At 66.4% G+C, this 12,776-nt stretch carries 13 protein-coding genes; 5 read left to right on the top strand and 8 right to left on the bottom strand.

Translation table 11 applies throughout. The features are described from left to right. Nucleotides 1-95 precede the first annotated feature (95 nt). Nucleotides 96-1,046, top strand: a complete 951-nt coding sequence (locus NNX38_RS01605) for a lantibiotic dehydratase C-terminal domain-containing protein (protein WP_255796408.1) — start codon at nucleotides 96-98, stop codon at nucleotides 1,044-1,046. A gap of 56 nt (nucleotides 1,047-1,102) precedes the next feature. After that, nucleotides 1,103-1,834, top strand: coding sequence for a GAF and ANTAR domain-containing protein (locus tag NNX38_RS01600; RefSeq protein WP_255796407.1), 732 nt, complete (start codon nucleotides 1,103-1,105; stop codon nucleotides 1,832-1,834). Nucleotides 1,835-1,853: 19 nt separating this feature from the next. Here NNX38_RS01600 and NNX38_RS01595 read toward each other — a convergent pair whose 3' ends face one another. The 3 genes from NNX38_RS01595 to pstS form a co-directional block, all read right to left on the bottom strand. Next, the gene (locus NNX38_RS01595) at nucleotides 1,854-3,332 is read right to left on the bottom strand and encodes a mannitol dehydrogenase family protein (protein WP_255796406.1); all 1,479 of its coding nucleotides are present in this window, start codon (nucleotides 3,330-3,332) and stop codon (nucleotides 1,854-1,856) included. Nucleotides 3,333-3,409: 77 nt separating this feature from the next. Beyond that, on the bottom strand, nucleotides 3,410-3,610 hold the full coding sequence (locus tag NNX38_RS01590) for a hypothetical protein (RefSeq protein ID WP_255796405.1): 201 nt from the start codon (nucleotides 3,608-3,610) through the stop codon (nucleotides 3,410-3,412). Nucleotides 3,611-3,736: 126 nt separating this feature from the next. Next, the gene (pstS, locus tag NNX38_RS01585) at nucleotides 3,737-4,852 is read right to left on the bottom strand and encodes a phosphate ABC transporter substrate-binding protein PstS (protein WP_255796404.1); all 1,116 of its coding nucleotides are present in this window, start codon (nucleotides 4,850-4,852) and stop codon (nucleotides 3,737-3,739) included. 158 nt (nucleotides 4,853-5,010) lie between these two features. On the opposite strand from pstS, the gene NNX38_RS01580 reads away from it, so the two are divergent. After that, entirely contained in the window at nucleotides 5,011-5,391 is a 381-nt protein-coding gene (locus NNX38_RS01580; protein WP_255796403.1) for a DUF1304 domain-containing protein, read from the top strand. A 22-nt stretch (nucleotides 5,392-5,413) separates the two neighbouring features. On the opposite strand, the gene NNX38_RS01575 is transcribed toward NNX38_RS01580, so the two are convergent. The 4 genes from NNX38_RS01575 to NNX38_RS01560 are packed head-to-tail and all read right to left on the bottom strand — an operon-like array spanning nucleotide 5,414 to nucleotide 8,109. Next, nucleotides 5,414-6,322 (bottom strand): DNA-3-methyladenine glycosylase, encoded by a 909-nt coding sequence (locus tag NNX38_RS01575; RefSeq protein ID WP_255796402.1) that lies wholly within the window; start codon nucleotides 6,320-6,322, stop codon nucleotides 5,414-5,416. Further along, a complete protein-coding gene (locus tag NNX38_RS01570; protein ID WP_255796401.1) occupies nucleotides 6,319-7,002 on the bottom strand; it encodes an alpha-ketoglutarate-dependent dioxygenase AlkB in 684 nt (227 codons plus the stop codon). Before NNX38_RS01570 ends, NNX38_RS01575 begins: the two co-directional genes overlap by 4 nt. Further along, on the bottom strand, nucleotides 6,999-7,649 hold the full coding sequence (locus NNX38_RS01565; RefSeq protein ID WP_255796400.1) for a methylated-DNA--[protein]-cysteine S-methyltransferase: 651 nt from the start codon (nucleotides 7,647-7,649) through the stop codon (nucleotides 6,999-7,001). Before NNX38_RS01565 ends, NNX38_RS01570 begins: the two co-directional genes overlap by 4 nt. Continuing rightward, nucleotides 7,636-8,109, bottom strand: coding sequence for an RNA polymerase sigma factor (locus NNX38_RS01560; protein ID WP_255796399.1), 474 nt, complete (start codon nucleotides 8,107-8,109; stop codon nucleotides 7,636-7,638). The genes NNX38_RS01565 and NNX38_RS01560 overlap by 14 nt, the downstream gene beginning before the upstream one ends. A gap of 124 nt (nucleotides 8,110-8,233) precedes the next feature. On the opposite strand from NNX38_RS01560, the gene NNX38_RS01555 reads away from it, so the two are divergent. Continuing rightward, nucleotides 8,234-9,775: a long-chain fatty acid--CoA ligase gene (locus NNX38_RS01555; protein WP_255796398.1), complete on the top strand. Its 1,542-nt coding sequence runs from the start codon at nucleotides 8,234-8,236 to the stop codon at nucleotides 9,773-9,775. 191 nt (nucleotides 9,776-9,966) lie between these two features. On the opposite strand, the gene NNX38_RS01550 is transcribed toward NNX38_RS01555, so the two are convergent. Then, complete coding sequence (locus tag NNX38_RS01550) at nucleotides 9,967-10,947, bottom strand: DMT family transporter (RefSeq protein ID WP_255796397.1); 981 nt, start codon at nucleotides 10,945-10,947, stop codon at nucleotides 9,967-9,969. 304 nt (nucleotides 10,948-11,251) lie between these two features. Here NNX38_RS01550 and NNX38_RS01545 point away from each other — a divergent pair, with 304 nt between their 5' ends. Beyond that, nucleotides 11,252-12,589 (top strand): Ig-like domain-containing protein, encoded by a 1,338-nt coding sequence (locus tag NNX38_RS01545; protein ID WP_255796396.1) that lies wholly within the window; start codon nucleotides 11,252-11,254, stop codon nucleotides 12,587-12,589. Nucleotides 12,590-12,776: the final 187 nt, after the last annotated feature.

Genomic DNA, 12,776 nt, shown 5'->3' with positions numbered 1-12,776 from the left:
GCCGCTGGATTGGGAAAGACTTCGATCCCCGGGACACGCTGAACTGGGTGTTCCGGGTGGGGTGGTCCAGCACTACCAGCACCGAAAGGATGGCCATGACTCAGCCAGCCGCAGTCCGAACTCCCTCCCGCCCCTCCCCCCACCTCACGTGGTGGAACCTGACTGTTGATGCCGGTGGTTTTGAACTGGCCGATCGGATCATCGGTGAACTTGTGACCCCCCTTGTTGCGCAGGCGAGGCTTTGCGGAACCAAGCGATGGTTCTATACCCGCCGCATGCAGCCGTCCAATGCTCAGGTCCGGCTTCGGGTACTTGCCCCCGCGGAAACCCTGGACCGGCTGCAGTCCCTGCTGGGGGCACTGCAGGAGCAGTCCGGAGATCCGGTGCGAAGTCTCACGGTGGAGCATGAATTCAGCGAACCGGTGCTGGACCGGACAATCGGCACGGACCCGCTGCTGCCGTCGGTCGAAGCAGACGTGGCCCGCTACGGCGGTGTTGACGGGCTGGCCTTGGCGGAGGAGGTCTTCGAGCTTTCCTCCGATCTCTGCCTCTGGGCAACCGCACGGTTTGCGAAGGCGCAGAACCGGTCGGCGCTGGCATCCCTGCTTCTCTTCGATTCGGCCTACGCCATGATGAAGGGACCGCGTGCGTCCACGTGGCCGGACCGCCGTCGGGTCTCCTGGGAGTACTACTGGGACAGCCATCTCCACAGCTGCACGGCCTCCGATCCGCGGGCTGCCGGAGTGCAGAAGGCCACGGGTGCGCAGGCCCAGGCCCAGTTGATGCCGGTACACAGGCTGATGATGGCCACAGCCTCAGAACCCGCCGTCACGAACTGGCGCCGGCGCTGGCTGCGGACCATTGACACCTATCTCTACCGGGCAGACAAGGCCGGAGCCAGCCGCAGTGCCCAGCACCTCACCGTGTACCAGGCGCACGGCCTGTTGAACCGGCTGGGATTCACGCTTCGCCAGGAGGCACTGATCGGGGTCTATGCCCGGACGTGGAGCAGGGAAAAAGAAACCGAGTTGGCGGAGGCCACCTAGGCGTGGAGCGCGCAGCGGATGCGGGGGCGGGGGACGGGCGACGATAGAATCAACGTATGAGCCTAACCGCGGACCAGCAGTCCGTTGCAGCTGAATTGCAGCAGCTTATCCTGCAGACCGAGTCGGTGGAGTTCTTCCTTGAGGGCTTCGCTATGCGTGCCGCTGAGCTTTTCAGCAGCGATGCCGAAGTCCTGGCCGGGGTGACCCTGCTTCGGAACAAGCAGGGCACCACCGTGGCCAGCAGCAGCGAGGCGGCGCGGGCGCTGGATGAAGTCCAGTACGGCTTCGGAGACGGGCCGTGCATGCGGGCCTCGCGGACGGGGCGGACAGTCATGGTGGAAGATGTGCGCACCGACCCCCGGTGGCCGGAGTACACGGACGCCATCCGGGACCGCGGTTTCCATTCCATCCTCGGCGTCCCGCTTCTCCTCGGTAACGACGGCGGTGCCGGGCTCAACCTGTATGCCCGGGACGCCGGTCACTTCACACCGCACATCATCCGGTCAGCCGAAACGTTCGCCGCTGAGGCGGCAGTCACCCTGCAATTGGCCGTCCAGATCGCCCGGCACAAGAGCACAGCCGATCACCTCCGCGCGGCCATGGAAGCCCGGACCACCATCGACCTTGCAGTCGGGATTATCATGGCTCAGAACAAATGCGGTCAGAAGGAGGCCTTCCAGATCCTGAGCGGTGCCTCCAGCAACCGGAACGTGAAACTCCGCGGCCTCGCCGAGCAAGTGGTGAAGTCCGTAACGTCGCAGGGTGTGGAAACCCACTTCATCGACTAGGGCGTGCCTCCGGGACGATTCAGGCTTCGTCCACCAGCGCGGCGACGGCTGCCCGGGCACCGCTGCGGTGCAGGGTTCCGAGGGCGGACAGGTACTCCTGCGCGAACCTTGCATCGGAAGACAGGTCCGCGAAGAAGTGCTGCTGCGAAATAAAAGCCAGCGGATCCTCCCGGTTCCGCTCCGCCGCTGCCATCACTTCATCACGCCGGTTATCGACCACCCGGATCGGTTCGCCTGCCTCGTCCACGCCCTCGGCGTAGCGTGCCCACGAGGCAATGATTGCGGCGGAACGAGAGATTTCGCCGCCCGCGGCCACATTCTCCCGGACCACCGGAACCAGCCATTTCGGAATCCGGTCCGAGCTTTCGGCGCACAGGCGGGCGAGGGTGTCCCGGACGTGTTCATTGCCGAAACGCTGCAGCAGCCTCAGCTTGTAGGCGCCCAGATCGACGCCGGGGACAGGGAGCAGGGTGGGGGTTGCTTCCCGGTCCATGTAGTCCAGGAGGAACTGCGCCATCTGAGGGTCCCGCACGGCCTCGTGCACGTATCGGTAGCCCGAGAGATAGCCCAAGTAGGCCAGGGCCTGATGACCACAGTTCAACAGACGCAGTTTCATGTGTTCGTACGGTTCAACGTCCGCCGTCATGTTCACACCGGCGTCCTCCCACGGCGGCCTGCCCTGCGGAAACGCATCCTCCAGCGCCCACTGCTCGAAGTCCTCGGCCACCACCGGCCATGCATCCTCGACTCCGAATTCATCGGCCAGCAGCGTGCGGTCGGCGTCGGTGGTCGCCGGCGTGATCCGGTCCACCATCGAGGAGGGGAAGGAAACAGCCTCCTGCACCCACTTCCCCAGCTCCGGGTCCCGCAGCCACGCGAACTCCCCGAAGGCCTTTCGGGCCACCTCTCCGTTGCCGGGAACGTTGTCGCAGGACATCACGGTGAACGGTTCCAGCCCCCGTTCCCGCCGGCGCCGCAATGCCTCGATGACGAGGCCGAAGACGCTCGACGGCACCGCCCCCGGTTGCAGATCCGCCGCGACGCCGGCATTTCCGGCGTCGAATTCCCCCGTGGTGTCACTAATGTTGTACCCGCCCTCGGTGATGGTCAGGGAGACGATGCGGGTGGCCGGGGCTGCCATTTTTTCAATGACCGCTTCGGGGTTTTCGGGGGCGAACAGGTACTCGGCAATCGAGCCGATCACGCGGGCTTCCAAGGCACCGTCGGGGTGCTTCAGGACCAGCGTGTACAGGCAGTCCTGGCTGTCCATCACGGTTTTCATCGCGGCATCGGAGGGGAGCACACCCACGCCGCAGATGGCCCAGTCCAGGGCTTTGCCTTCGTTCATCAGCCGGTCCAGGTACATTGCCTGGTGTGCCCGGTGGAATCCTCCGACACCGAAATGCACGATGCCGGTGCGCAGACGGGAGCGGTCATAGACGGGCCGGGCAATGGACTGCGGAAGATGGGGAAGGGACTCGTCGCTGAGCTTGGTCATAACGCCACCTTAGGCCGGGGTGCGCCAATCTAGCAGATCGGCTCAGGCCCTCCCATAGAAGCCTGAGTGCCTCGCACTTACTCGACGGCCTGGGCGTCCATTTCGATGAAGACCCAGTCGGGCTCGGCGAGGATCGGGTCCATGACGGGGCCGCCGGCCTCGGCAATCCGGTCCTGGACCTTGGGCGGCAGGCCGTCCTGGCGGAGATTGTGCCTCAACCAGTCCTTGGCCGAACCGTCTAGGTAAGGCCACCAGCGTTCGATTCGGATAGGTTCCACAGCAGCCCCCTTCAGCGTTGCGTAAATCCACGGTGACACCGGCACTAAGGGGGCGCAAGAGGACAACGAAAGAGCTGCAGGGGAAGCTGCGGTGCTACCGGCAGGTAGCACCGCAGGACCGTGGAACTAATCGCGGACGGTGATGGATTCCAGCGCCTCGCGGGCCTCTTCGGCCAGGGATTCGGGGATCGGGGCACTCTTCGCTGCCTCTGCGGATGTCTGCTGTCCCTCCTCGCTGACCACATACTGGCCGAAGGTCCGCACACGCTCGACGAGGTCGGCGTCGTCATAGGAACTGCAGTAGATCTGGTAGGAAACCAGCACCAGCGGGTAGGCCCCCGGCGCCGTCGTCCGCCGGTCCAGTTGGAGCGCAATGTCGTGTTCCCCGCGTCCGGGGACGCGCTTGGACTGTTCGACGGCGGTGCTCGCCGCTTCCGCGCTGATCGGCACGAATTCGGTCCCGACCAGCAGGTTGGCGGTGCCCATGGAATCGTCGATCACCGAGTCGTCGGCGTAGGTGAGGGCTCCCTCGGTGCGTGTCACGGTGCTGACGACGCCGGAGCTTCCCTGTGCGTTCTCGCCCTGCAGCCCTCCCGGCCAGGTTCCGGACGGTGCATCCGGCCAGGCATCGGGCGCGACTTCGTGCAGGTATTCGGTGAAGTTCTCCGTGGTGCCCGAGTCATCCGCCCGGCTGACGGGAGTGATCCGGGTTTCTGGCAGTTGGACACCCGGGTTGAGTGCGGCGATGGCCGGATCGTTCCAGGACTCAATCTCACCGCGGAACATCCGGGCAATGGTGACGGCGTCCAGGTTCAGCGATTCGATGCCGGGGAGGTTGAATGCCACGGCAATCGGGGAAATGTAGGCAGGAATGTCCAGTGCACCCTCCGGCCCGCAGACTGCCTTGGCGTCTGCCATTTCCTCTTCCTGCAGATAGGCGTCGGAGCCGGCGAAGTTCACGGCACCGGCCAGCAGTGCACTGCGCCCGGCGCCGGAGCCGTCCGGGGAGTACTGAAGCTGGACCTTGGGATGCAGCGTCCCGAAACCGGCAATCCAGGAATCCATTGCAGGGCCCTGGGCGCTCGATCCGGCGCCGGAGAGCACTCCGCTGAGGTTGGAGGTGCTGTTCTCGGCTGCCTCGCGCTGGGCGTCGCCGAGGGGATAATCGGATCCGCAGGCGGTGAGGGCAAGCGTTGCCAGCACCACCGTGGCCAGGGAACGGGCGGGGCGGATTGGGCGCAAAGGGTGTCCTTCCAAAGAAGCGGCTACGGCGTCCAACGCCGGGGAGGCAGATCCTAAAAGCTGCCCTTTCAAGGCTAGCGGGCAATCGGTCCCGCCTGCCAACCGAAAACCGACTTCCCTCTTGAGGAGTTCCGGGGCCTGCTGCCAGCATTGTGCCCGTGCTGATTGCCGCAGCGATTTTTGCCGTAGTAGCCGCCGCCGTCGCGTTCTACTTCTTTATGCTCGAATCCCTGCGCTGGGCCGAGCCGGAAACCGCGGCGATCTTTCAGCTGCGGGGAGCCAATGCCTCCGCCACCGCACAACTGGCGTACAACCTGGGGTTCTACAACCTGTTCCTGGCGGTGGGAGCAGGACTGGGTGTGGTTTTGCTTGTCGCCGGCAACGCCGTGGCCGGACTGACGCTGATGACCTTCACCACCGCCTGCATGCTGCTCGCTGCGGTGGTCCTGGTGCTCAGCGACCGGAGGTTGGGCAGGCTGTCCCTGGTCCAGGGCGGTCCGGCGGCGTTGTCCCTCGCCTTGTCGCTGCTCGGGACCTGACTAGCCGCCCGCCGGACGAAAGCTACCGCGCAGCGGGGGCCGGCACCGCGTAGGCTGCCCGGGTCCAGAGGTGGAACAGGGCGTAGGAGCGCCACGGGCGCCACGGCTGCGAAAGCACGGCAGCCTCCTGCCCGCTGCCCACCCCGAGCGCCCGTTTCAGCACCAGGTCATCGGCCGGGTAGGCATCCCGGTCCCCCAGCACCCGCACGGCCAGGTAGTCGGCCGTCCACGGTCCGATCCCGGGCAGGGCCAACAGTCCGGCCCGCACGGCTCCCGGTTCCGCTCCCGGACGCAGCGGCAGGCCACCGGCCACGGCGTCGGCCAGCGCCGACAGGGTTCGGGCGCGGGCATGGGTGATCCGGACCGCGGATTGGATCTCGGCGGCCGGCACCGCCGCCAGCCGCTCCGCCGTCGGAAAAGCGAACAACCCGTTCGGCCCGGGCTCCCCGAACGCCGCGACCAGCCGGGAGCCGAAGGTCCGGGCGGCCGCGAGGGATACCTGCTGCCCGAGGACAGTCTGGACGCCGGTTTCAAAACCGTCCGTGGAGCCGGGCACCCGTAGCCCGGGGTGCCGGTCCACCAGTGGTTCCAGCAGCTCGAAGCGGGAGAGGAACGGGTCCACTACGCCCGGATCGGCGTCCAGGTCCAACCAGGTCCGGACCGTTGATATCAGGGTTGCTTCCTCCGCGGCGGGCAGTGCGGGCAGGTCGAGGACCACTCCGGCGTCGCTCAGGGACACTGCCACGGCGACAGGTGCCGAAGCGCCCCGCAGCAACCGCTCTACCGTAGCGCCGTCGTCGGTCCGGGTGACCCGTTCCAGGCCCGGTACCGCGTGCGCCTGCAGCGCCCTGGCGAGCGGTTCCCAGGCGAAGGGACCGCGGTGCTGCAGTGGGTGCCGCTGCCTGCCTGCCAAAGCCGCAGGCCCGGTCATGACAGCCCGGTCATGCGCAGCGTGATGTTGATCCGCCCCGCGGGCAGGCCGGATGCCGGGTCCGCCGTGCCTGCCAGCGTCCGCGGAACGCCGTGGTAGGCGAACCGGGAGGGACCGCCGAAGACAAACAGGTCTCCTGATTCCAGCTCCAAGTCGGTGTAGGGCCGGGTCCGCGTCTCGGTGTTGCCGAACCGGAAAACGCAGGTGTCCCCGATACTGATGGACACCACCGGTGCGCTGGATTTCTCGTCCTTGTCCTGGTGCATGCCCATGTGGGCACCCTCGGCGTAGTAATTGATCAGCGCCGTATCCGGGGTGTAGTTCTCCGGCCGGAAATCTTCCCGCGCATACGTTCCGTCCGGCTGCCGGTAGGCCTCGCGGAGGGCATCGCGGCCCAGTTCGATCAGCCAGTCCGGCAGCTCGGCGACGCGGCCGCCCCCGACGTCGTCGGCCGTCCGCGTGTATTTGTAGGGCTGCCAGTGCCAGCCCAGGCACACGGTCTGCACGGACATGGTGTGCCCGCCGGGGAGGACGGCCGCGCGCATGGGTACCGGCCCGATGGCCCACTGCCGGCAGGCCTGGACAATGCGCTGCTGTTTCTCCGGCGGCAGCCAGCCCGGCACGTGGACGGCGCCGACGGCGGGTTCGGATCGTTCGCGGGGGAAAAGCGAGTTGCTCATGCGGCGGCTTCCAGGTCGAGGAGGATTTTCTTGGCGGCGGGACCGCCCCGGTAGCCGCCGGTGGTCCCGTCGGAGCGCAGGACCCGGTGGCAGGGGATCACCAGGGGCAGCGGATTGCGGCCGCAGGCGGTGCCGACGGCCCGGACGGCACCGGGGTTTCCGGTCAGTGCGGCTATGCCCGCGTACGTGGAGGTGTGCCCGTAACCGATCTTCTGCAGCGTCTGGACCACGGTCCGCCGGTACCCGGCGGTGAGCCGGAGGTCCAAGTCCAGGTCGAAGCTGCGCCGGGTACCGTCGAAGTACTCGCCGAGTTGGGCGGCGGGACGGGCCAGGCGCTCCGGAGCCTCGAGGATCCGCGGGCTGATCCGGGTGCTGAGGTCCTGGAGCACGGTATCCACCCCTTCACATTCGAACGCGACCCGGACCAGGCCGGCATCGGTGGCTGCAAGGATGAGCCGGCCCACGGGACTGTCGATGACCGTGTAGGCAACGTCCAGCAGTCCGGCGAACTCGGCTCCTGCGGCCAGGCGGGAATGCAGGGTGGCAAGGACCGCGTCCTCGCGGGGGTCGGGGGCCAGGAGGCCGGTGTCGGTGGGGCCGGTGCCGGTGCCGGTGGGACCGGCGTCGTCCGTCTCAAAGGATGCCATGGCGGTCCTCCTCATACAGGGTGCGTAGTTTCTTGATGCCGTCTGCCGCGGACCGCCGGCAGGCGGCTTCGCTGCCGCCGAGCAGCCGGGCCACTTCGGCATAAGGGAGCCCGGCGAGGTGATGGTAGGCCAGCGCCTCGCGCTGGCGGACCGGCAGGGTTTTCAGGGCCGACCACAGTCCGTCCGTGTCCGCCTGCGGTGCCCTCACAGGTTCGGGGATTTCGTCCACCGGAACCGGGTTCCGGGCAGCGGAACGGTGCTGATCCACGGCCTTCCGCTTGGCTATGGTCACCAACCAGGCCTGGACGTTCGCACCCTCCGGCAGGTCCGGGTAAGCGCCCAGGGCGGCGAGGAACGTTTCGGACCACGCGTCTTCGGCCTGGTCCGGCCCCACGACGGCACGGCAGACGCGCAGCACGGCCGGGCCGTGTTCGCGGACAATCTGCTCAAAGGGTTTCACTTCCACATACGGTAGACGTTTTCCGCGCTCCGTTTGTGAGCCGCCGGGTTAAGAAAGTTTCCCGCGTTCGACGCCGGTCGCTAGACTTCCCTCTACGTTGCACAGATCAAAGGAGATCACCCCCATGCACAACCTCGCCGGCATCCTGACCGACACGGTGGCGCGCTTTCCGGAGCGGACAGCCCTGAAGCTAGATGAAACCGTAGTCTCCTATGCGGCCCTCGACGCCATGAGCGCCAAGGTTGCCGGCCTCCTCGCCAGCCGGGGGGTGGAGCCCGGAGACCGCGTTGCGCTGGTGATGCCGAACATCCCGCAGATGGCGTTCCTGTACTACGGCACCCTGCGCCACGGCGCCGTCGTCGTTCCCATGAACCCGCTGCTGAAGGCCCGCGAGGTGGCCTACCACCTGCAGGACTCGGGTGCCCGGATTGTCTTCGCGTGGGAGGGCGTGGCCGCGGAAGTCTCCGCCGGGGCGGAAGAGGCCGGCGGCGTGGAGGTGGTCTCCGTGGATTCCGCCGCTTTCCTGCAGTTGCTGGCCGGTGCGGACAGCCGCACGGAAGTGGCGGAGGTGGATGACCAGGACACCGCGGTGATCCTCTACACCTCCGGAACCACGGGACGGCCCAAGGGCGCTGCCCTCACGCACCGGAACCTTCTCACCAACGCCTATGTTGCCCAGTCCCTGCTGAACACGGTGGAGACTGATGTCCACTTCGGCGGACTGCCCTTCTTCCATGTGTTCGGCCAGACCGCGGCCCTGAACTCGTCCGTCCTGTCCGGTGCCTCCATCAGCCTGCTGCCTCGCTTTGATGCGGGCAAAGCGCTGGAAATCATCGAGCGCGACGGCGTGACCATCTTCGAAGGCGTGCCCACCATGTACGTGGGCATGCTGCGCCACCCGGCGGTCAAGAACACCAACCTGTCCTCCCTGCGCGGAGCCATCACCGGCGGTTCCGCTATGCCGCTGGAAATCCTGCACGAGTTCGAGGAGGTTTTCGGCATTGAACTGCTGGAGGGTTACGGCCTCTCGGAAACCTCGCCGATTGTCTCCTTCAACGTTCCCGGCGGCGACCGCCGGCCCGGCTCCATCGGCAAAACCGTGGCGGGGACGGAGGTCCGGATGCTGGACCCGGACGGCAACGACGTTCCGGTCGGCGAGGTCGGGGAGCTGTCCGTCCGCGGCGACGGAGTGATGAAGGGCTACTGGAAGAACGACGACGCCACGGCCGCTGCCATCCCGGACGGCTGGTTCCGGACCGGGGACCTGGCCCGTTTCGACGAGGACGCAAACATCTACATTGTGGACCGCAAGAAGGACATCATTCTGCGCGGCGGCTACAACGTGTATCCCCGCGAGATCGAAGAGGTGCTCTACGAACACCCGGCCGTGGCCGAAGCCGCGGTCATCGGCATCCCCGACCCGCTGCACGGCGAGGAAATCGCTGCCGTTGTGGGGCTTCGAGAAGAGGCAGTTCCTGCTGACGACGCGGCCCGGGAAGAGCTGATTGCGGACATCCAGCAGTTCACCAAGGACCGGTTGGCCGCGTACAAGTATCCCCGGCTGATCGAACTGACCGATGCGCTGCCCAAGGGACCCACGGGCAAGATCCTGAAGCGCGAAATCAAGGTCTCCGCACCCCTGGCGGCCGAAGCGCCCGGGGCATAGTCGGTTTCGGGCCTGGACACGGCCCCTACGGGGACTTTCGCGGGCCTGGACACGGCCCCTACGGGGCCTGGAACGGCGGCAACGAAATTCTCGGCTCGCAGAGCTCGCCGAGAATATTAAAGCCGCCTTCCTCCAGGCCCCTCCAGGACCGTTGAAGGTCCCACAGGGGCCCGTGCACGCGAACCTCCCCGTTAGGCGTAGGGCTCGACGTCGGCCGCTGCCTCCCCCGGAAACCCGGCCGGTTCGTCGGAACGAACCAGCACAACGCCGGCAACGATCAGGCACCCGCCGGCCAGCTGGACGGGGCGTGGCAGCTCCGAAAGCAGCAGCCACGCCCACAGGACGGCGAACAGCACCTCGGTCAGGGACACGAACGACGCCACCCGGGAGCCGAGGGAGCGGGCCGCAATGATTCCGGTGACGTAGGCCAGCACCGTGGAGAACAGCACCAAGCCGATCAGCGGGACCCACCAGGCGGTCCGCCAACCTGCCAGGTCCACATCCGTGGTGCTGAAATCCAGGGACAGGATGCCGGTGAGGCCCAACGCGGCCATGGTGACACCGCCCACGAACATGCCTCCGGTGGCCAGCACCAGCGGCGGGAGGGAATCGTTCTGCTTGGCGGTCATGAAGAAATAGATCGCCAGGCAGACCGCGGCGGCGAGTCCCCACAGCACCCCTACCGGGTCAATGCGCGTGCTGCCGCCCAAATCCAGGACCAGCACCAGCCCCGCCACGGCGGCCACCGCGCCGAGGACCGTGCGGATGCCGGGCCGGCGTCGTGTGGCAGCCCAAATCCAAAGCACCATCAGTACCGGTGCCAGGAATTCCAGCAACAGGGCCACGCCCACTGACAGGCGCTCCACTGCGTTGAAATAGAAGAACTGGCACCCGGCCACCCCGATGAACCCGAACAGCACGATGGTGCGCCAGTTGCCACGCACCTGTTCCCAGCGGCCGTGCAGGACGAGCGCAGTGGGAACCGCGAGGACGAGTGCCGCTCCGAGCATCCGGACAGCAACGGCACCGGTGGGGCTCCAACCTGTTTCCAGCAGCGACTTCGCAAAGGATCCGGACAATCCGAACACCGCCGACGATGCCAGCGCCACGAAAATTCCGGACGCCCCCGGCCGCAGCGCCGTTTGGCTGCCTTTTACCCGCGCCCGTGCCATGAATCTCCCTGCGGTTTAGTCCGGGATTACGACGGCGACGCTACCCGGCGCGGGGAGCGCTTTCAACATGCTTTCCCTACAGATAATTCGAGGCCTTGCGATCTCGGGATAGGCACGCTATTCTCGCCATTATCTGCGACAAGGGTCTCTGACCGTCGCAGATACTACTTATTGAGGACGCACATTACTGTGCGCACTTCAAATACTCGTTCAGCAGTTTCAGTCTCGTTCCCTCCGCATTCTCCATTTGCCGCCTTACCAGCATGGAAACGCCGGAGGTTGACGGTTTATGGGGGAAAATTTCATGCAGGAAAATACACGCAACATTTCGGCACGGGTCGGCGCCGTTAGCGCCGTAGCCCTTTTGGCGGTCAGTGGTGCATTCATTGCAGGCCCCGCGATGGCCGCAGAGGTGACGCCGTCTCCGGGTCCCAGCGAGACCACCACGCCGTCTCCGACGCCGGCTCCTTCGGTCTCCAGCACGGCGACTCCGGATCCCACGGATACGGCCGCTCCGACGCCCACTGACACCGCCGCTCCGGCGCCCACCGGGACCGCTGCCCCGACACCCACCGGCACCGCCTCCCCGACGCCCACCGAAACCGCACCCGCAGTTCTGGCGCCGCCCACGACGAATCTGGCCGATGGTGATGTCATTAAGACGAGCCACCTCATCAAGGGAACAGCGCCGGGGGCCACCTCTGTGGAATTGTCCGTCAACGGAGCAGAGCCGCAGACCATCCCGGTAGCGGAAGACGGCACGTGGAGTGTCTTCGCGCCCACCTTCGTCGCGACGGGCGGGGAGACGCTGACGCTTTCGATAGTTGCCGTCAACGGCGACACCAGGTCAGCTGCCACCATCGTCGTAGTGACCCTTGAAGATGCTCCGCTGCCGGCTCCGACCCTCACCACCCCGTTCCGCGTCGTCGACACTCTGAAGGTTCTGACCGGTAACGGCGTGCCGGGGGCCACCGTCACGATCACGATCGGCGGGGACGAAGCAACACCGGTTACCGGCACAGCCACAGTTGGCGAGAACGGCAGCTGGGAGCTGACCCTCGAGACGCCCCTGGGCTACGGAGCCCATAACGTGGCCCTCGTGCAGTCGCAGGAAGGCAAGGATAGCTCTGAGGAAATCTCCAGCGTCATCCTCGTGGCCCCCGCCGCTCCGGTGGTCACCACCCCGGGCGAGGGCGCCGAAATCCCCGTCAACAAGCTGCCGGCAGCAATCACCGGTACCGCGGTGCCGGGTGCCGACGTCGAGCTCGTCGTCGACTTCGACCTCGACGGTGAAGCGGATGTGGATGAACTCGCGATCCAGGCAACCGTCGCCGATGCCAGCGGCAACTGGTCCGTCCCGATGAATCCTGTGGCTGAGGGCGCCCACAACATTGTTGCCATCCAGGCCGTCGGAGACGTTGTGTCCGATTTCTCCGACACCGGCTTCACCGTTACGGCTGCAGTCGTTGACCCGCCCGTCACCGTCAACCCCGTTCCGGTCGGAAACCCGGGAGCGGGCGGACTGCCCGACACCGGTGCGGCGAACCTGGGCCTGCTGGCCGGAGGCGGAGCAGCCCTGCTCACCGCCGGTGGTGCAGCCCTGTTGTTCAACCGCCGCCGCAATATGGCTTCGGAGTCCTAGGAATCCCTAAGCGGTAAACGAGGACGGGCCCCGGCAATAGCCGGGGCCCGTCCTCGTATTTATACCGTTTCCGCGAACCCCGGTGACGTTAGTCCCGGTTAATAGAAGGCACCACGCGCGCCTTGCCATCCCGGGTGATGACCGCTATTCTTTCGCGTGTCTGTGATCTCGGTTACCGGGCGCTTTA

Source organism: Arthrobacter sp. zg-Y238, from assembly GCF_024385525.1.
Taxonomy (GTDB): domain Bacteria; phylum Actinomycetota; class Actinomycetes; order Actinomycetales; family Micrococcaceae; genus Arthrobacter_B; species Arthrobacter_B jinronghuae.
The sequence above is the reverse complement of the archived record's forward strand: the minus strand, read 5'-3'. Positions and strand labels throughout refer to the sequence as shown.